This window comes from Bacillus inaquosorum (genome assembly GCF_023238325.1).
In the GTDB taxonomy this organism is placed as follows: Bacteria; Bacillota; Bacilli; order Bacillales; family Bacillaceae; genus Bacillus; species Bacillus inaquosorum.
The window spans coordinates 623,805-641,599 of record NZ_CP096592.1 but is presented as its reverse complement, the minus strand read 5'-3'; the positions used below and the strand labels follow the sequence as shown (position 1 = coordinate 641,599).

At 43.6% G+C, this 17,795-nt stretch carries 17 protein-coding genes, 2 tRNA genes, 1 rRNA gene and 1 riboswitch; of the genes, 6 read left to right on the top strand and 14 right to left on the bottom strand.

From position 1 onward, the window contains the following. Positions 1-3 precede the first annotated feature (3 nt). From M1M80_RS03325 to M1M80_RS03315, 3 genes are all read right to left on the bottom strand, one after another. Positions 4-1,553 (bottom strand): 16S ribosomal RNA (locus M1M80_RS03325). A gap of 162 nt (positions 1,554-1,715) precedes the next feature. Beyond that, positions 1,716-1,789, bottom strand: a tRNA-Gly gene (locus M1M80_RS03320). A 13-nt stretch (positions 1,790-1,802) separates the two neighbouring features. Next, positions 1,803-1,879: transfer RNA gene (locus M1M80_RS03315), tRNA-Arg, on the bottom strand. 334 nt (positions 1,880-2,213) lie between these two features. On the opposite strand from M1M80_RS03315, the gene M1M80_RS03310 reads away from it, so the two are divergent. After that, positions 2,214-3,068: a manganese catalase family protein gene (locus tag M1M80_RS03310; protein ID WP_060398045.1), complete on the top strand. Its 855-nt coding sequence runs from the start codon at positions 2,214-2,216 to the stop codon at positions 3,066-3,068. A gap of 65 nt (positions 3,069-3,133) precedes the next feature. Here M1M80_RS03310 and M1M80_RS03305 read toward each other — a convergent pair whose 3' ends face one another. The 8 genes from M1M80_RS03305 to M1M80_RS03270 form a co-directional block, all read right to left on the bottom strand. Next, on the bottom strand, positions 3,134-4,222 hold the full coding sequence (locus tag M1M80_RS03305) for a glycoside hydrolase family 26 protein (protein WP_060398044.1): 1,089 nt from the start codon (positions 4,220-4,222) through the stop codon (positions 3,134-3,136). Positions 4,223-4,240: 18 nt separating this feature from the next. Beyond that, positions 4,241-5,188 (bottom strand): mannose-6-phosphate isomerase, class I, encoded by a 948-nt coding sequence (gene manA / locus M1M80_RS03300; protein ID WP_060398043.1) that lies wholly within the window; start codon positions 5,186-5,188, stop codon positions 4,241-4,243. Then, a complete protein-coding gene (locus M1M80_RS03295) occupies positions 5,185-6,084 on the bottom strand; it encodes an ROK family protein (protein ID WP_060398042.1) in 900 nt (299 codons plus the stop codon). Before M1M80_RS03295 ends, manA begins: the two co-directional genes overlap by 4 nt. A gap of 28 nt (positions 6,085-6,112) precedes the next feature. After that, entirely contained in the window at positions 6,113-6,826 is a 714-nt protein-coding gene (gene gmuR / locus M1M80_RS03290) for a transcriptional regulator GmuR (protein WP_003240639.1), read from the bottom strand. Between the two features lie 139 nt (positions 6,827-6,965). Then, on the bottom strand, positions 6,966-8,363 hold the full coding sequence (gmuD, locus tag M1M80_RS03285) for a 6-phospho-beta-glucosidase GmuD (protein ID WP_003240637.1): 1,398 nt from the start codon (positions 8,361-8,363) through the stop codon (positions 6,966-6,968). A gap of 18 nt (positions 8,364-8,381) precedes the next feature. Then, positions 8,382-9,707: a PTS cellobiose transporter subunit IIC gene (gene celB, locus M1M80_RS03280; protein ID WP_104010194.1), complete on the bottom strand. Its 1,326-nt coding sequence runs from the start codon at positions 9,705-9,707 to the stop codon at positions 8,382-8,384. An 18-nt stretch (positions 9,708-9,725) separates the two neighbouring features. Then, positions 9,726-10,058 carry a PTS sugar transporter subunit IIA gene (locus M1M80_RS03275; protein WP_060398041.1) on the bottom strand — a complete coding sequence of 111 codons (333 nt, stop codon included), beginning with the start codon at positions 10,056-10,058 and terminating at the stop codon, positions 9,726-9,728. Next, entirely contained in the window at positions 10,058-10,369 is a 312-nt protein-coding gene (locus M1M80_RS03270; RefSeq protein ID WP_003240632.1) for a PTS sugar transporter subunit IIB, read from the bottom strand. Before M1M80_RS03270 ends, M1M80_RS03275 begins: the two co-directional genes overlap by 1 nt. A gap of 176 nt (positions 10,370-10,545) precedes the next feature. Then, positions 10,546-10,645, top strand: a riboswitch (purine riboswitch). A 54-nt stretch (positions 10,646-10,699) separates the two neighbouring features. On the opposite strand from M1M80_RS03270, the gene pbuE reads away from it, so the two are divergent. After that, positions 10,700-11,866 (top strand): purine transporter PbuE, encoded by a 1,167-nt coding sequence (gene pbuE / locus M1M80_RS03265; protein ID WP_060399991.1) that lies wholly within the window; start codon positions 10,700-10,702, stop codon positions 11,864-11,866. A gap of 13 nt (positions 11,867-11,879) precedes the next feature. On the opposite strand, the gene M1M80_RS03260 is transcribed toward pbuE, so the two are convergent. Then, entirely contained in the window at positions 11,880-12,449 is a 570-nt protein-coding gene (locus tag M1M80_RS03260; protein WP_060398040.1) for a YdhK family protein, read from the bottom strand. A gap of 207 nt (positions 12,450-12,656) precedes the next feature. Further along, positions 12,657-13,634 carry an HD domain-containing protein gene (locus M1M80_RS03255; RefSeq protein WP_060398039.1) on the bottom strand — a complete coding sequence of 326 codons (978 nt, stop codon included), beginning with the start codon at positions 13,632-13,634 and terminating at the stop codon, positions 12,657-12,659. Positions 13,635-13,719: 85 nt separating this feature from the next. Between M1M80_RS03255 and M1M80_RS03250 the strand changes: the two genes are divergently transcribed. Together M1M80_RS03250 and M1M80_RS03245 are read left to right on the top strand one after the other, a co-directional pair. After that, positions 13,720-14,208: a GNAT family N-acetyltransferase gene (locus tag M1M80_RS03250; protein ID WP_060398038.1), complete on the top strand. Its 489-nt coding sequence runs from the start codon at positions 13,720-13,722 to the stop codon at positions 14,206-14,208. A 9-nt stretch (positions 14,209-14,217) separates the two neighbouring features. Continuing rightward, positions 14,218-14,703 carry a DUF4944 domain-containing protein gene (locus M1M80_RS03245; RefSeq protein ID WP_060398037.1) on the top strand — a complete coding sequence of 162 codons (486 nt, stop codon included), beginning with the start codon at positions 14,218-14,220 and terminating at the stop codon, positions 14,701-14,703. A gap of 132 nt (positions 14,704-14,835) precedes the next feature. Here the strand turns inward: M1M80_RS03245 and M1M80_RS03240 are convergent, their stop codons facing one another. Beyond that, positions 14,836-15,207 (bottom strand): iron chaperone, encoded by a 372-nt coding sequence (locus M1M80_RS03240; protein ID WP_060398036.1) that lies wholly within the window; start codon positions 15,205-15,207, stop codon positions 14,836-14,838. A gap of 388 nt (positions 15,208-15,595) precedes the next feature. On the opposite strand from M1M80_RS03240, the gene phoB reads away from it, so the two are divergent. Next, entirely contained in the window at positions 15,596-16,984 is a 1,389-nt protein-coding gene (phoB, locus tag M1M80_RS03235) for an alkaline phosphatase PhoB (protein ID WP_080428964.1), read from the top strand. 65 nt (positions 16,985-17,049) lie between these two features. Then, positions 17,050-17,760 (top strand): DUF4352 domain-containing protein, encoded by a 711-nt coding sequence (locus M1M80_RS03230; protein WP_032732239.1) that lies wholly within the window; start codon positions 17,050-17,052, stop codon positions 17,758-17,760. Positions 17,761-17,795 lie beyond the last annotated feature (35 nt).

The following is a 17,795-nucleotide window of genomic DNA, read 5'->3' as shown; positions in this document are numbered from 1 at the left end:
TAGAAAGGAGGTGATCCAGCCGCACCTTCCGATACGGCTACCTTGTTACGACTTCACCCCAATCATCTGTCCCACCTTCGGCGGCTGGCTCCTAAAAGGTTACCTCACCGACTTCGGGTGTTACAAACTCTCGTGGTGTGACGGGCGGTGTGTACAAGGCCCGGGAACGTATTCACCGCGGCATGCTGATCCGCGATTACTAGCGATTCCAGCTTCACGCAGTCGAGTTGCAGACTGCGATCCGAACTGAGAACAGATTTGTGGGATTGGCTTAACCTCGCGGTTTCGCTGCCCTTTGTTCTGTCCATTGTAGCACGTGTGTAGCCCAGGTCATAAGGGGCATGATGATTTGACGTCATCCCCACCTTCCTCCGGTTTGTCACCGGCAGTCACCTTAGAGTGCCCAACTGAATGCTGGCAACTAAGATCAAGGGTTGCGCTCGTTGCGGGACTTAACCCAACATCTCACGACACGAGCTGACGACAACCATGCACCACCTGTCACTCTGCCCCCGAAGGGGACGTCCTATCTCTAGGATTGTCAGAGGATGTCAAGACCTGGTAAGGTTCTTCGCGTTGCTTCGAATTAAACCACATGCTCCACCGCTTGTGCGGGCCCCCGTCAATTCCTTTGAGTTTCAGTCTTGCGACCGTACTCCCCAGGCGGAGTGCTTAATGCGTTAGCTGCAGCACTAAGGGGCGGAAACCCCCTAACACTTAGCACTCATCGTTTACGGCGTGGACTACCAGGGTATCTAATCCTGTTCGCTCCCCACGCTTTCGCTCCTCAGCGTCAGTTACAGACCAGAGAGTCGCCTTCGCCACTGGTGTTCCTCCACATCTCTACGCATTTCACCGCTACACGTGGAATTCCACTCTCCTCTTCTGCACTCAAGTTCCCCAGTTTCCAATGACCCTCCCCGGTTGAGCCGGGGGCTTTCACATCAGACTTAAGAAACCGCCTGCGAGCCCTTTACGCCCAATAATTCCGGACAACGCTTGCCACCTACGTATTACCGCGGCTGCTGGCACGTAGTTAGCCGTGGCTTTCTGGTTAGGTACCGTCAAGGTACCGCCCTATTCGAACGGTACTTGTTCTTCCCTAACAACAGAGCTTTACGATCCGAAAACCTTCATCACTCACGCGGCGTTGCTCCGTCAGACTTTCGTCCATTGCGGAAGATTCCCTACTGCTGCCTCCCGTAGGAGTCTGGGCCGTGTCTCAGTCCCAGTGTGGCCGATCACCCTCTCAGGTCGGCTACGCATCGTTGCCTTGGTGAGCCGTTACCTCACCAACTAGCTAATGCGCCGCGGGTCCATCTGTAAGTGGTAGCCGAAGCCACCTTTTATGTTTGAACCATGCGGTTCAAACAAGCATCCGGTATTAGCCCCGGTTTCCCGGAGTTATCCCAGTCTTACAGGCAGGTTACCCACGTGTTACTCACCCGTCCGCCGCTAACATCAGGGAGCAAGCTCCCATCTGTCCGCTCGACTTGCATGTATTAGGCACGCCGCCAGCGTTCGTCCTGAGCCAGGATCAAACTCTCCGATAAATGGATCACAGGTTAAGTCCACCGCATCCTGCGGTGACACCTGTGTGACCTGCATCGTGCAGGCCTTAGTTTGACTGACTACGCACATCGCTGTGCGATTTATTTAAAAATGAATTAACAGGTACGTTTTGTCTTGTTTAGTTTTCAAAGATCATTCAACAATGGAGCGGGTGATGAGAATCGAACTCACGACATCAGCTTGGAAGGCTGAGGTTTTACCACTAAACTACACCCGCGTGGTATTTTTATTGGCGCGCCCGAGAGGAGTCGAACCCCTAACCTTTTGATCCGTAGTCAAACGCTCTATCCAATTGAGCTACGGGCGCTTATCAAGCGACTTAACTATCATACTATCATTTGATGTTGAAGTCAAGAAGTTTTTTAAAATGTTTTTTGAAGTTCGAAACTTTTTAATTCGACCTTACTTATTATACACATTTTTAAAAACTTGTAAACACCTTAGAAAAACTTTTTTGTTTTTCGTGTTGTTGTGTGCTGTTCATCAGCGACATTTAATAATATACCATGTGTAATTTCTGCGGTCAATACTTTTTCTATATTTTTTATTGAATTCTTTTACGGGCTTAGATATGCGTATATTTTATCTCCCTTTACAAAGGATATAAGAAATCAATCACTAGAAAAGAAATGAGGCGTGTTATGTATTACTACAAAGAAGAACTGATAAATATCATTAAGCCGGACAAGCCAGACCCGGCAGCCGCTAAGGTGCTGCAGGAAATATTAGGCGGACATTACGGTGAAATGCGTACGATGATGCAGTATTTTTTCCAAAGCTCTAATTTCAGAGGAAAACAGAAACAGTACCGCGATCTGCTCCGTGGCATTTTTTTAGAGGAGATTGCCCACGTTGAACTGGTGCAAAACACAATTAATGCTTTATTAGATGAATCAGGCGGTGCAGGTGTCGGCAGTCAAGGTGCAGATCAGGCACCACTTGATGAAGCGATTAAACATGCTAATCCTCATCATTATATTATCGGGGCGCAAAGTTCCCTTCCTGTTGATGCAGGGGGCAATCCGTGGAATGGGTCATGGGTGTATAACCACGGAAACTTAATCACCGACCTGTTGGATAACTTGCTTCTTGAGTCAACAGGAGTGCTGCAAAAAACAAGGATTTATGAAATGAGTTCTAATCAGACGTTTCGGGAGACACTTGCTTTCCTGATTGTACGCGACAATGCTCACCAGAATGCGTTTGCGAAAGCGCTCGAGACATTGGGCGTTGAGTGGGCTAAGCTCTTGCCTGTGCCGAATTACGACATTAATAAATATCCTGAGTGCAGAAAATATGTCGAATTAGGCTATCACAATGCACAATTTAATTTCAGATTGGATGAGACAAGAATCGGCGAAATCTATCAAGGAACATCTCCGAGCAGAAATGGCGGAGAGTTACAAGTAATAGAGCCTCCGGCAGGGTTCCCTGTACCAATGCTTCCGGAAATGCCAAATGAACACAGTCCTGGGTTAGGCGATATGAATGCCTGATTAGAGTATAAAGGTGCTCAAGAAACTTCTTGGGCACCTTCTTAAAGTGTGACAATGCATCGTATTTATTCAACGATAGGCGTTAAAGAATCACCGTTCCATATCTCTCCCTTATTGAGTGTCCAGCGATCATTATATAAAGCTGAAGCACCCTTATTTTCAGCTGGGCTCCACCCATCATTCCAAGCCAGAAAGTAAATCGTTTTAGGATATTTTTGTTTTATTGCATTGATCAACAGGCTGTAATCGAAGCTGCCGTTTGCTGTTTGCGGACCGACTTCTGTAAAGGCAAATGGTTTATTAAGCGCTGTTAGCTGATCGTAACCGTCAATAGAATATGCATCTTGAAAATAAGCATCTAATCCGACAATATCCACGTAAGATGCACCCGGGTAAAAATCGGTTTTAAAATCTCGGTTGGCGTCGGGAGAGTAGACCCAAAGCAAATGATCAAGTCCTCTTGTATCGGTCATATAATGATAGATTTTCTTGTAGAGCTGTTTATATAGAGAGATTCTTTCATTATCCTTTTGATTATATGATGTAAGTCCCCACCAAAACCATTCACCGTTCATTTCATGCAGCGGCCTGAACAGAACAGGCACGCCATGATTCTCCAGCTCTTGAAGTCCGTCAGCAATTTTGCTGAGCATGGCATTCAGCCGCTTCCCTTCTGCTGTTGAAGAATCTAATATGTTTTTATACTGCTCATTAGTAATCGGAGTTTTAAAATGCCCTGACTGAAAAGCCGGATTTGCCAGATGCATACTGATTTGCGGGATTCCTCCGCTTTTCCAATACGAAAGTAAATCGCTGTTGCAGCTTACATCTATTGAATCTTCAATATTTGTCGTTTCAAGCCACCCTCTGGCATAATCACAGCCGTAAATAGCAGGTGATTGTCCGGCAGCGCTTCGGATTCTTTCAGCCTCAGTCATAGAGAATGTGTCATGACTGTACCCTCCAAACGCTCCTGAAAGGACTTTGTTGTCTGTTCGATTCGGCAGATGAGCCAGCCAATTCATCACTGATTTTGTTGTCTGCTGTGCATTAGGATTTACAGGCGACACAGTGTGCGCTTCAATTGGATTTGCCAAAACAGCAGACGCTAGTAAAAAGAAAATGAGCAAAGAGATCGTATGTTTCTTAAACAAATGTCATTCCCCCGTTCATTAAGGATGAGATATCATCAACTCACAAGTTCCTTCTATTGAAAACTCGCCAAAATGCGCAGGCAAAATAAAGTGTGAGCCTTCATTACACTCATACTGAATATCATTATTTACGATTCGTCCTGATCCGTTCAGAACACTCCCCAGCAAATAGGTTTGATGAGAAGGAAAATCAGCTCGGCCGCTAATCTTCCATTTGTACACTGAGAAATAATCCGATTGTACATAAACAGTGATCACCGCGTTATCAACTTCTTTCACTTCCGGTGTATGCACTTTATCGTTATGCGGTATCGTTATGACTTCCATGGCTTTTTCTATATGAAGAGTTCTTTTTTGGCCCTGGTCATTACAGCGGTCATAATCGTATACACGATACGTTGTATCAGAGTTTTGCTGGATTTCAAGGACAAGGGTTCCCTCACATAAAGCATGGAGCGTACCGCTTGGCACATAAAAGAAATCTCCGGGCTTGATTTTGATGCGCCTCAGCAGACCGTTCCAATCGCCGCTTTCCATTTGCCGTTTAAAATCTTCCTTTGTGCTTGCGTGATGGCCCAAAATCAGTTCTGCGTCTTCTTTGCAATCAATAATATACCAGCACTCCGTTTTCCCAAGATCACCGTTTTCGTGCAGCATCGCATAATCATCATCAGGGTGTACTTGCACGGAGAGATCCATATTGGCGTCAAGCAGCTTCACCAGCAGCGGAAACACCTTTCCATCTGGAAAACCGAAAACCTCCGGATGATCCTGCCATACTTGGTCTAGTGTCTTACCTGCCAGTAGGCCGTTTTGAACAGCCGACGAGCCATTGGCATGTGCAGAAACAGCCCAGCACTCACCTGTTTTTTCTGAAGGTATCGCATAGCCGAAGGTATCACGAAGCGCTGTTCCACCCCATATCCTTTCTTTAAAGACAGGCTCCAAAAATAAAGGGTGCTTCATGACCGTACCTCCCCAGATGCTGTTTCTGCTTGTAAGGCCTGATCCGCTAAAACAAGCGTGCCGATGATTCCGGCATTCCTGCCTAAACGGGGAGGAACGATATACGAACTTATCAATTCTGATAATTCAGAAAAATTCAAGTAGCCGTTCATTATTTTCGGTACGTATTGATAAATATAAGGAAAAACTTGTTTCTGATTCATGACGCCGCCGCCAAGAATGATTTTTTTAGGTGCAAGGATCAAAATATACTGAGCCAGCGCTTGGGCAATATAGTACCCTTCCAGTTCCCAAACTTGATTGATATGTGCTAAATCAGCAGCTTTTTTTCCCCAGCGCGCTTCTATGGCAGGACCGGAAGCCAAGCCTTCAAAGCAGTCCTTATGATATGGGCACTTCCCTTGGTATACGTCATCCGGGTGCCGGCGGATATAAATATGGCCCATCTCTGGATGTGACAGCCCCTGAAGAAGCCGGCCCTCTACAATTGCCCCTGCACCAATGCCAGTGCCAATCGTCATATACAGGCAGCTGTCGAGGTCCTTCGCTTCACCGAAAAGGAATTCCCCCAGCGCCGCAGCATTGACATCCGTATTAAATCCGACTGGGATTTTCATTTCATTTTTTATGGTTTGCAAAAAGGGATAATGTCTCCAGCCCGCTTTCGGCGTAGCCGTAATGGTTCCGTATGTTTTATTGGTTTTATCGGTATCTACAGGACCAAAGGAGCCGATGCCGATGGCCTGTAATGAGAATTGGCGAAAATATTGAATCACTTTCTCTATCGTTTCATCCGGCATCGTTGTAGCAATCTCTACTCGGTCAATGATCGTTCCATCTTCTTTACCGACGGCACAAACAAATTTTGTGCCGCCTGCTTCAATACCGCCAAGCATGCAGATGGCCTCCTTGTTATCTCCGCGATCAGCGCCGAATGTTTACCGAGGTGACAACAAATTTGTCGTGCCGATGACGTGAAAAGGAATATTCAAATGGCATGCCGTTATCTAAGAAGCCTACATGTTCGACTTCCAGAATTGGATCATCCTGTTTGCAACCCAGATGCTGCTGGTCAATATGATCAGATTTGCAGGCCCTGATTTTCCGATGCGTTCCGGCGATTTTGAGCTGCAGCTCGTTTGTGATGTGGTTGTAGATCGAATCATGAAGGACATCATCATTAATGCCCGGTATTAAATGAGTCGGCATATAAGTTTTTTCCAATACATATGGTTCTCCCTCTACAATCCGCAGCCGAACGACATAATAAACGGGTGTTTTCTGATCAATAGACAAATGGGCAGCCACTTCCTCTGTGGGAAATTGCACTTCAAACTGAATGACCTTGCTTTTGATTTCCTTATCTTTCAGCAAGTTGGTCAATCCGAGGATTTCATTACTCACCACATGGACATGGTCATCCTGTATCGCTGACTGAATAATAAACGTGCCGTGGCCTCGTTTTCTGAACAGCAGCCCTTCTGCAACTAAATTATCCAAAGCTCTTTTCATCGTCATGCGGCTTGAGTTGAACTCTTTGGCAAGAGAAACTTCATCGGGAATCGGCTGATCGATCGGATAGACGTTATTTTTGATTCTATTTCTCATTTCATTTGCAATGATTTCGTATTTATTCATTGGTATCCTCCGGCAGCGTTAAAGTTTGATATCACATAAGCTTCTTTACGGATATCATAAGTTCTTTTCCCTATTTCATCAATGTTGCGGCTGTTCGTGATCTCTATTCATCATGATGATTGCCGGAAGACCTGTACATCTAGAAACCGTGTTGCTCAGCAACCTTTTTGAACCAATTTCCGCTCTTTTTGACGGTCCTTTCTCCGTCTTTTTCGAGATTGACTGATACAAACCCATAGCGGTTTTTATAGGCATTTGTCCAAGACCAGTTGTCCATAAACGTCCATAAATGATACCCTTTTACGTTTGAGCCTTCCTGTATGGCACGGTGAATCCATTTGAGGTGCTCTTTGATAAATTCAATCCGGTAATCATCTTGAATAATGCCTTGTTCATCCCTGAAGCGTTCTTCGCCTTCGACTCCCATGCCGTTTTCGGAAATAAAGCACTCGATGTTCCCGTAGTTTTCTTTTAAATTGATCAAAATATCATAAACGCCTTTTTCATAGATCTCCCAGCCGCGATGCGGATTCATTTTGCGGCCCGGCATGACGTAAGGATCAAAATACCTGTCCGGCAAAAAAGGAGCGTCGGGATTTGGAAGATGTTCTTTTGCTTTTACACGTCTCGGCTGGTAATAATTCACGCCCAACAGGTCAACCGTATTGTGTTTGATGACCTCAAGATCTTCTTTCTTATAGTCAGGCACAAAGCCTTCATTCTTCAAAATGGCAACCAGCTCTTTTGGAAATTCACCTTTGACAGATGGGTCTAAAAAGGATCTGTTAAAAAACGCGTCAGCTATTTCCCCTGCTTTCACATCTGCCGGATGGCTGCTTCTCGGGTATGAAGGCGTCAAATTTAAGATGATGCCGATTTTTCCGTCCTGCTTCATCTCCCTGTAAGCCTGAATCGCACGGGCACTTGACAGCATCGTATGAAAACCGACCTGGACGGCCTCTTTAAAATCCACCTTGTTTGGATAATGAAAATCATATAAGTATCCGCCTTCTACAGGCACGATCGGTTCATTATGCGTGAACCATTTTTTCACCCGGCCGCCAAACAAACGGAAACACGTTCTTGCATAGTTTTCATAAGCGTCAACCGTTTCTCTGTTTACCCAGCCGCCGATTTTTTGAAGCTCCATCGGCATATCAAAATGAAACAAATTGACAAAAGGCTCTATTCCGTTAACGATCAACTCATCAATGACGCTATGATAAAACTCCGCGGCTTTGGCATTGAGCTCACCTGTTCCGTCCGGTATTAAACGCGACCAGGAAATCGACATCCGGAACGAGTTGTGGCCAAGTTCCTTCATCAGCCTGATATCTTCTTTATAGTTGTCGTAAAATTGAGATGTGGCTGCGGGTCCGACATGATCAAAAAAACGATGCGGCTCTTTTTCAAACCAATAATCCCATATATTCTGCCCTTTCCCGTCTCTATCGGCGGCACCCTCCGTTTGTGTTGCTGAAGCGGATGATCCCCACCAAAAATCTTTCGGAAAACGATATTGTTCTGTTTGTGTCAAGGTCTCTCTCCCCTTATGTCACATTTTAATACTGTTATCATTTTGCTGAGCTGTTTCCTGAACAGCCTGTTCTTTTTCTTTTGCCAGATTTAATTTATCCATTGCTTTCAGGAACGGAAACCATATCACGAAGACAATCAGCAGATTGACAAGCTGCATCACGCCCCCCATGATCGAGTTCGTCGCCATAATGCCATTGATGAATAATGGAACCGTCCACGGCACCGTCACACCGGTCGGCGGCGGAACGAGCCCCGCTGACATGGCCAGATAGGTGACGAGCGTAACAACCATCGGTGCCAACACCCAAGGCACAATAATGATTGGATTCATGACAATCGGAAGTCCGAAGATAATCGGTTCGTTCACGTTAAAAATACCGGGAGCAAGGCCAAGCTTTGATACTTGCTTCATCTGCCTGCTTTTCATGAATATGAGAATGGTAAACACAATCGCTAGCGTCATCCCGGTTCCGCCCATCCCTACTGTATAAATCTCCATAAACGGTTTTGAAATAATATGAGGAACTTCTTTTCCCGCTGTGTAAGCAGCAAGGTTTTCTACCTGCAGTGTATTCCAAATCGGGTCCATCACGGAGTTGATAATGATCTGTCCGTGCAGACCGAAAAACCAGAGGATTTGAATAAAAAACACCGCAATCAGCGTCGGAATGATACCGCTTCCAAGTCCGACAAGCGGAGCCTGAATCGCATGATAAATGACATCGTGCATATTTGTTTTAAAAAGCTGAGTCACCAGAACGTTAATCAGCAAAAACACGGTCAATGTAATAAATGCCGGAATAAGTGCGGCGAATGATTTTGCTACAGCAGGCGGAACACCTGCAGGCATTTTGATCGTCAGGTTTTTTTGAACGATTCTTCTGTAGATTTCACCAGAAAGAAATGCCGTAATCATGCCAAGAAACATCCCTTTTGCACCGAGACGGTCGACCGGGATAACGCTTGTAATGGCATCCCCTGTTTCCGGCTGAACGACAAATGGCGTTAAGAGCAAAAAGGAAACCAAAGCGATTGCGCCGCCAAATACAGCTTCGACCTGATAGCTTTTTGACAGGTAATAGCCTATCCCGAAGACAACAAAGACAGACATAATGCCCATTGTCGCCGTAGACGCAATGCCGAAATGAGACTGAAACGCCGTAAGCATTGAAGCATTCATGATTTTGTTTAAGAACGGCAGGTTCGTCAACACCACAAAAATGGACCCGAATATCGTAAGCGGGAAAGCCAGCATAAATGCATCACGCAGCACTTGCAAATAGCGGTTATTGTTTAACCTCCCTGCAATTGGAACAAGGAATTGGCTGATTTTCTCGAACACCCTATCCACCCCGATTATTTATAGATTCTTTGTTTTAAAGAGATCAAGCAGCTCTTTCACTAGTTCTTTCATGGTCAATGTTGACATCAAATGATCCTCCGCATGCATGAGCAGTAAGGAGAAAGCGGCTGCTTCTCCGCCGGATTCTTTCTGTATCATTTGAAAGTGAATATCGTGGGCTGCGGATAAATCATGCTCAGCCTTGGTAATGAGGGCATCAGCCTCCTCCTTGTTCCCTTCCTTATAGGTGCGCAGTGATTGTATGATGGCGCTGCGGGCATTGCCGCTGTGCAGGATAAGCTGAAAACTGATTTGTTCGTCAGTTAAATTCGTAATTTTCATCTGTTCCATTATTGATTCTCCATTAAGGACAATGCCTGCTCATATGCTTTTTTGCCATCTGCCATTCCGTAGGCCATCATGTCAATGACTTCAACCTGAATGTTGTATTGATCTGCCTCTTTTTGCAGTTCGCTTTTAAGAAAGCTCATTTGCGGGCCGATCAAAACAGCATCCGCCTTTTTCATGTCTTCTTTCGCCTTATCCTGGCCGACAGCCCAAATCTCTGCTTCTTCTCCGATGGATTGTGCATATTCCTTCATTTTTGTCACCAGTAGACTGGTTGACATTCCAGAGCTGCACGCAAGTAAAATTTTTTTCAACTGCTATCCCCCCTTGTGATTAAAACGCTTACAATTGTTATTATAGTCATTTATTTTTAAATGTCTATACTTTTAGAAAATAAATATAATCATATATTTTCAGAGTTCATCGCTTTGTAAATTTTTCTATGGAAGATTCATTCATAATGTGTTACACTCATCAACGGAAACGAATCAATTAAATAGCTATTATCACTTGTATAACCTCAATAATATGGTTTGAGGGTGTCTACCAGGAACCGTAAAATCCTGATTACAAAAATTGTTTATGACATTTTTTGTAATCAGGATTTTTTTATTTATCAAAACATTTATGTAAAGGAGTTTGTTATGAATTTTAAAGTTTTCCTGCTTGCAGCTTCTACGATTGCAGTCGGATTGGTTGAGTTAATTGTGGGAGGAATTCTTCCTCAGATCGCAAATGATTTAGACATTTCCATTGTCTCAGCCGGGCAGCTGATCAGTGTGTTTGCGCTGGGATATGCAGTGTCAGGGCCGCTGCTTTTGGCATTGACTGCGAAGATTGAGCGAAAGCGTTTATATTTAATTGCCTTATTTGTTTTCTTCCTAAGCAATCTTGTGGCCTATTTCAGCCCTAATTTTGCGACGCTGATGGTGTCAAGGGTATTGGCTGCGATGAGTACGGGGCTGATTGTTGTGCTTTCCTTAACGATCGCCCCGAAAATTGTAGCGCCTGAATACAGAGCGCGCGCAATCGGAATTATTTTTATGGGATTCAGTTCTGCTATCGCATTGGGCGTGCCGCTCGGAATCTTAATCAGCGATTCCTTCGGATGGCGCATTTTGTTCCTTGGCATCGGACTTCTGGCGCTAGTCTCCATGCTGATTATTTCAATCTTCTTTGAAAAGATACCGACGGAGAAAATGATTCCTTTCCGGGATCAGCTCAAGACGATTGGCAATCTAAAAATCGCGAGTTCACACCTCGTCACGATGTTTACATTAGCGGGGCACTACACGCTATACGCTTATTTTGCACCGTTTTTAGAAGAAACTCTTCACCTGAGCTCTTTCTGGGTCAGCATTTGTTATTTCCTTTTCGGGATATCTGCTGTATGCGGAGGCCCTTTCGGAGGAGCGCTTTCTGACCGGCTTGGTTCCTTTAAGAGCATTTTGCTGGTGACCGGTTCCTTTGCCATCATTATGTTCTTACTGCCGCTGTCAACATCGTCTATGTTTTTCTTTTTGCCTGTCATGGTGATTTGGGGACTTCTGAGCTGGAGCCTCGCCCCCGCTCAGCAAAGCTATTTAATTGAAATTGCACCAGATTCGTCTGACATTCAGCAAAGCTTTAATACGTCTGCCCTCCAAGTCGGGATTGCCCTTGGCTCAGCGATTGGCGGTGTTGTTTTGGATCAGACAGGTACTGTTGTCTCAACGGCATGGTGCGGCGGTTCAATTGTCATTATTGCTGTCCTGTTTGCCTTAATTTCTTTAACAAGACCTGTTCAGACAGCAAAAAAATCCTCCTTGTAAAAGGAGGATTTTTTTATGATTTAGCTGAAAGCTCGTCTTCTGTGACCCATTTGTGGTTTTTCACTTTTTCACCGCTAGTTGTCGATGTATAGTCAACCATGTATACGGTTGTTTTTTCGGCGGAGTCGATCTCGGCTGTTGCTCCCTTCATGCCTTTCATATGAGAAGCCTCTAAGATCACCTGATCTCCGGGGTTTAATGTTTTATCTCCCGCATCTTTTATCTCTTCTTGGATCACCCATTTGTGATGATCCACGCGCTGTCCTCCGTTTGTCGGAGTGTAAGAGACAACATACGCCGTTGTATCATAGGCGCCTGTCACTGTAGCTTCGGCGCCTTTCATGCCTTTCATATGAGATGTATTGATGATCACTTGGCTGCCTACTTTATATTTCGGATTTTTAGATTCCTGTAATCCCTCTGGAACATCAGCTGATCCGGAATGCTCCATTTCTTCATGTGATGAGGAATTTGAATGATTTTCATGAGTGTTTTCTTTCGTGCTATTGTTATTGCCGCATGCAGATAAAACAAAAACAAGAGATAACATCAGAATTCCCAGTGCTTTTTTAGAGACTTTCATGTTCATTCTCCTTTGCTTCATTTTTCACTGTAATTTTCCCTCATACCATAAAACCGCATATCTGCAAGCAAACATGCCCTCTCGATAATACTATACCCCCGAATGGTATGTAAATACGCTGATATTCTCATAAAATGTTCCCGCAGTTTGTCCTATTCCCCTTGCTTTGCATGGCCAAACATGGAAAAAGCCGCTGTTACGCGGCAATTAGTGATGTAACACTTTTATATACACACCTTTTTTCGCTTTTTGATAAGCGGCTTCTCCCATTTTTCTGACGTTTTCCGATACAGCTGAGGCTTTGACCCATTCGTCATGATGAAAAATGGATGGATCGATGAGGCGCATTTTCTTCTTTTGATGGAAATCGTACTGGATGTCATCTTCTTTTACTTGAACGCGGGGATGAATAGGTTTAAGCAAGCTCAGTACTTCTTCATTTTTTGAGGCATGCAGGATGTTGAGTACCTCTTGATCCGTTTTCAGCAAGTCTTCTGCGGATATGACATTGTGCCGCAACGCAGCCTTCAACGTTCGTGCTAAATATTCATATCCAAATACATTCACGGGATGCAAAAAGAAATCAATCACTTCCTTGTAATACACCCCGACAAACCATTCGGCGGCTTCGATACCGTCCGGAAACATCCTACCGTTTCTCACAATAAGATGATCCAAAAAGGTTTGCGCTTCGTGCAGACTAATGTGGCCATATCGGTACATATCGCGCAGCGTATAGTCTATCCGATCGGCACAGAGCTCCGGTGCGGGCTGTTCGAGCAATGTCCATCTCGTATTGTCTGATAGAAGTTCTTCGGCATCATAACCGTGTTTTTTTAGAATTCCCGGAATCTCAGAGTGAACAATGACTTGTTGAAAGATGTTTTCATGATAGTCTTCCGCTTCATTTTCAAACACAACATCAACCACATGGGAAAAAGCCGTGTGTGACACATCGTGGAGCAGGCCTGCTATCTGTTCCTCTATTGTTCCTCCTAGCTGTTTGATGAGGAGCATCACGCCGATGGAGTGCTCATACCGAGTCACATCCCACTTTCGATTGACTAAAAAACTTGCTCCGCCTTGATAGATTCCTTTTAATCTTTGCACAGGAGCGCTCTTGATAAGCTCTTCCAGCACTCCGTCTATATCGTGCTGTCCGTAAATGTCATCGTTGATTTTCATGCCTTCACCTCTACATCTATTTTCTTATTGTTATTTATTGTATATTGATAGTACACATGCAATCTTTCAATAGAGGAGTGTTACGATGATCATCATCCGAAACAATGAATTACCGAAACAGATGATGGCCGATTTTTTTGCCAAGCATTGGGGTACACCCGAGATGGTGATTTCCAGCGGCATTTTTCGTTGTAATGAATTAGATGGTTATGCCGCTGTAGATGAGAGCGGCGAAATCATCGGTTGTATTACATACGTGATAGACGGGAAAGATTGTGAAATTATTTCATTAGATAGTATCATTGAAAAGAAAGGGTTTGGCACTGCTTTACTGCAGCAGGTTGAAGAGACAGCTAAACATGCACATTGTCATCGAATCAAGCTTATCACAACGAATGATAATGTACATGCAATGGCGTTTTATCAAAAAAGAGGTTATCAATTCGCCGCATTGTTTCCGAACGCAGTTGAAAAAGCGCGACAAATCAAGCCAGAGATCCCTGTGAAAGCTGAAAACGGCATTTTGATACGGGATGAAATCCTTTTCTCAAAGATAATCGCTGAAAACGAATAGGAGTTTTTTATGTCCAGTCATTATAAATACCCTCTCATTTTCACCTCTTCCCTATTATTCGCTTTCTGCTTGATCTTTTTTTCCTATCAGCTGATCCATCATGTGCGATTGGAGTACCCTAAATGGCAGGGAGAAAGCAAAGATCGAAATTGGGAAGCAGTGTTTTCCAAACATGAAGATGCACCGAATGAATATAGCGGCAATCTTTATTGGATCGGAGATACAGATAAAGCAGACAGCACCTATATGGAATCACTGATTGTAAAAAAGGATGATGAGGTTCTGCTGAGCTCTTATACTGAAATCCCCATACGAGATTACTCTAGCGGGACTTTTTGCGATGGAAGCGCAAAAGAGAAGTCCGTTTCTTTTTTAGAGCGATTAGATGAACATGAGCTTGAAGGCCATGAGATTACGATTGAAGTGAAGTGGAAGCAAGGTGATCATTATTCCGCAAGTCAGTTTACGCTTAATGAAAAAACCTTGTTTGACTAAAAGCAACAATAATTTATCAGGAGCGAAATTTAAAAAATACAAATTAAAAGGCATAACATATTTCATATAACTAATAGGTTATGCCTTTCTTCTTTACAATGACATATCATTCATTCCTAAAGCTATTTTTTTTCATTTCCGCCAAAAAGTGGAGCAGTTAGTCTTGTCTCGAATATTAAATTCAATCATTTTTTCAAGTAGCGGGTAATCAACTGGGCCATTCCAAGGGATACGTATCAGCTGCTTGGTATAGTCATATCCGGCCTTTATAATATCATCCTGTACATGCCTTATCGTCACACTTTCAGGGGCGACAGCTAAATGCTTTTTAGATACACTAAAGCCAATAATAAATGTACCATGATCCGTAAACATTGGTTGATTCCATTTTATTTGTGTATGTAAATTTGGATATTTATTTTTTATCCAAGTCAACACTTCTTCCGTTCTTTCTCGGTGGAACGGGTCATCAATCCCCGCTACATATTCAGAAAAAACATCCATGTTGTTCCCTCCTCAAATAAAATGATACCGTTCAGAGAAGTTCATTAAAACTCCAAACGGAACCGACCAGACACGTACTTAAACAATCCTATTTCCAAATGTAATACTTAAAAGAATCCTGATTGTTCAAGAAGTAAGCGGGTTGTTTCTATGTGACTATAGCAGTTATCAGTCCGCCTCCCCACAGAAGCTATTCCTCCAATTTATTCTTTAGCACTATCGCTCTTTCCTTCTAAAAGTTCTCAGAATAGAACTGCTTCTTTAAGGATAGCCAGCAGTCAATTCGTCTTGTAAATCCAATCTTTAAAATCGATTAATACTAGCTTAACACTTTAAAAATATAATGGGTTTGTCATTGAGATTCATATATTTCTAGGAGGTTATCCAGTTGAAAAAATTCCCGAAGAAATTACTGCCTATTGCGGTTTTATCATCTATTGCGTTCAGCAGCTTAGCCAGCGGCAGTGTGCCTGAAGCCAGCGCCCAGGAAAAGAAAAAGGGGAATCAAAACGAAATTAAAAATGTGATCGTTCTGATTGGTGATGGTATGGGTGTGTCCTATACGTCCGCTCATCGTTATTTAAAAGATAATAAAAAGACAAAGTTTGTAGAGCCTACCGCTTTTGATCAATACCTTGTCGGCCAGCAAACGACTTACCCTGAAGATCCAGAACAAAACGTAACAGATTCTGCATCTGCAGCAACGGCTATGTCTGCCGGGATCAAAACATATAACAATGCGATTGCGGTGGATAACGACGGTTCAGAGGCCAAAACGGTACTTGAAGCGGCAAAAGAAAAAGGAAAATCAACAGGACTTGTGGCCACTTCAGAAATTACACATGCCACTCCGGCTTCTTTCGGTTCACACGATCACAGCCGAAAAAATATGAACTCGATTGCCGATGATTATTTTGATGAAATGGTCAACGGCAAGCACAAAATTGATGTCCTTCTAGGCGGAGGAAAAAGCAATTTTGACCGCAAGGACCGCAATTTGATCAAGGAATTCAAAAAAGCGGGTTACAGCTATGTGGATAACCGCAAGGACATGCTGAAGAATAAAGACAGCCAAGTTCTCGGACTATTCGCGGACGGCGGCCTGCCTAAAAAGATTGACCGCACGAAGGATATTCCTTCATTAAAAGACATGACAAACACAGCGATTAAAAAATTAAGCAAGGATAAAGACGGTTTCTTCCTCATGGTGGAAGGCAGCCAGATTGACTGGGCGGGCCATGACAATGATATCGTCGGCGCCATGAGCGAGATGGAAGACTTCGAACAAGCTTATAAGGCGGCTCTTGATTTCGCAAAAAAAGACAAGCATACATTGGTTGTCGCAACGGCTGACCACTCAACCGGCGGATATTCCATTGGTGCTGACGGCATCTACAACTGGTTCAGTGAACCCATAAAAGCCGCAAAGCGCACACCTGACTTTATGGCAGAAAAAATCGTTGACGGCGCAAATGTTGAAAAAACATTAAAAACGTATATTGATCAAAAGAAATTAGCTTTAACTGAATCAGAAATTCAATCTGTTGAAAAAGCCGCAAAAACGAAAGAAGTGCTTGAAATCGATAATGCGATCGAGGAAATTTTCAATAAACGCTCCCACACCGGCTGGACGACAGGCGGACATACTGGTGAAGATGTTCCGGTCTATGCGTACGGACCGTCTAGCGAAGACTTTGCAGGCCAAATTGATAATACTGAAATTGCCAAAAATGTTTTCAACTCTTTACAATACAACATTAAGATTAAAGATAAGTAAAAGAATACAAGGTGTCCCGTTGCTTGTATGAAGTAACGGGCTCTCTTATTAATGGAGGAATCATCATGAGAGGAATTCTTTCGATCTTCGTTTTTATCATCGTGCTCGCGGGCTGCTCATCGAACGCCAATACAGAAAAACAAAGTGCGGGCGGGGAGCAAGCGGTAAAAGCCACACCGCAAAGCACATCATCTCAAAAAGACAGCATAGATGAGTATCAGCCTAATTCCCAAGTAACCGATGACCGGTCATTGCTGAAGGTGGGCCAAACGTTTTCTGATGATAAGGGAAAAGCTGTTTTAAAGGATATCAAGCAAGTGAATCAAACATATAAGATTGGCGACGTGGAGTTAACAGTAAAAGAAATGAAGCTGATCCATTTGCGCCCGGACTACAGCATGATTGATTACTTTCATGTGTTAACACACGATGAAGAGTTTGATTTCGTTAAGGTCTTTGTTGACATCAAGAACACATCTTCAAAGAAAGTAAATGTTGCGCCGATTGCCTTGATGAAAACAAATACAGGGGAAACTTTTGATTGGAACAAAGATATTTATCTTGAAGAGTTAAATGGCGAATTGGAAGGCGGAGCCGAAAAGTCCGGAAATCTCGGCTTTATTGTGAACGCATCAAGCGGCCATGCTCATGACGAAGATGCTGATGATAAGAAGAAAGCAAAAGAGATCAAGTGGATCGAAATTACAACAAGTGACGTCTTTGACCAAAATCATAAGAAAATCAGTGATGCTCAAAAGATCAAAATCAAGTTTTAAATGATGAACTCCCGTACCTGGTACGGGAGTTCTTT

Excerpts from the sequence above, each read along its gene's own strand:
- M1M80_RS03255 (WP_060398039.1), bottom strand. The coding sequence starts at position 13,634 with ATGAAAATCAACGATGACATTTACGGACAGCACGATATAGACGGAGTG.
- manA (WP_060398043.1), bottom strand. The coding sequence starts at position 5,188 with ATGAAGCACCCTTTATTTTTGGAGCCTGTCTTTAAAGAAAGGATATGG.
- M1M80_RS03230 (WP_032732239.1), top strand. The coding sequence starts at position 17,050 with ATGAGAGGAATTCTTTCGATCTTCGTTTTTATCATCGTGCTCGCGGGC.
- M1M80_RS03240 (WP_060398036.1), bottom strand. The coding sequence starts at position 15,207 with ATGGATGTTTTTTCTGAATATGTAGCGGGGATTGATGACCCGTTCCAC.
- M1M80_RS03295 (WP_060398042.1), bottom strand. The coding sequence starts at position 6,084 with ATGCTTGGCGGTATTGAAGCAGGCGGCACAAAATTTGTTTGTGCCGTC.
- M1M80_RS03260 (WP_060398040.1), bottom strand. The coding sequence starts at position 12,449 with ATGAAAGTCTCTAAAAAAGCACTGGGAATTCTGATGTTATCTCTTGTT.
- M1M80_RS03275 (WP_060398041.1), bottom strand. The coding sequence starts at position 10,058 with ATGGAACAGATGAAAATTACGAATTTAACTGACGAACAAATCAGTTTT.
- pbuE (WP_060399991.1), top strand. The coding sequence starts at position 10,700 with ATGAATTTTAAAGTTTTCCTGCTTGCAGCTTCTACGATTGCAGTCGGA.
- gmuR (WP_003240639.1), bottom strand. The coding sequence starts at position 6,826 with ATGAATAAATACGAAATCATTGCAAATGAAATGAGAAATAGAATCAAA.
- M1M80_RS03245 (WP_060398037.1), top strand. The coding sequence starts at position 14,218 with ATGTCCAGTCATTATAAATACCCTCTCATTTTCACCTCTTCCCTATTA.
- M1M80_RS03250 (WP_060398038.1), top strand. The coding sequence starts at position 13,720 with ATGATCATCATCCGAAACAATGAATTACCGAAACAGATGATGGCCGAT.
- M1M80_RS03310 (WP_060398045.1), top strand. The coding sequence starts at position 2,214 with ATGTATTACTACAAAGAAGAACTGATAAATATCATTAAGCCGGACAAG.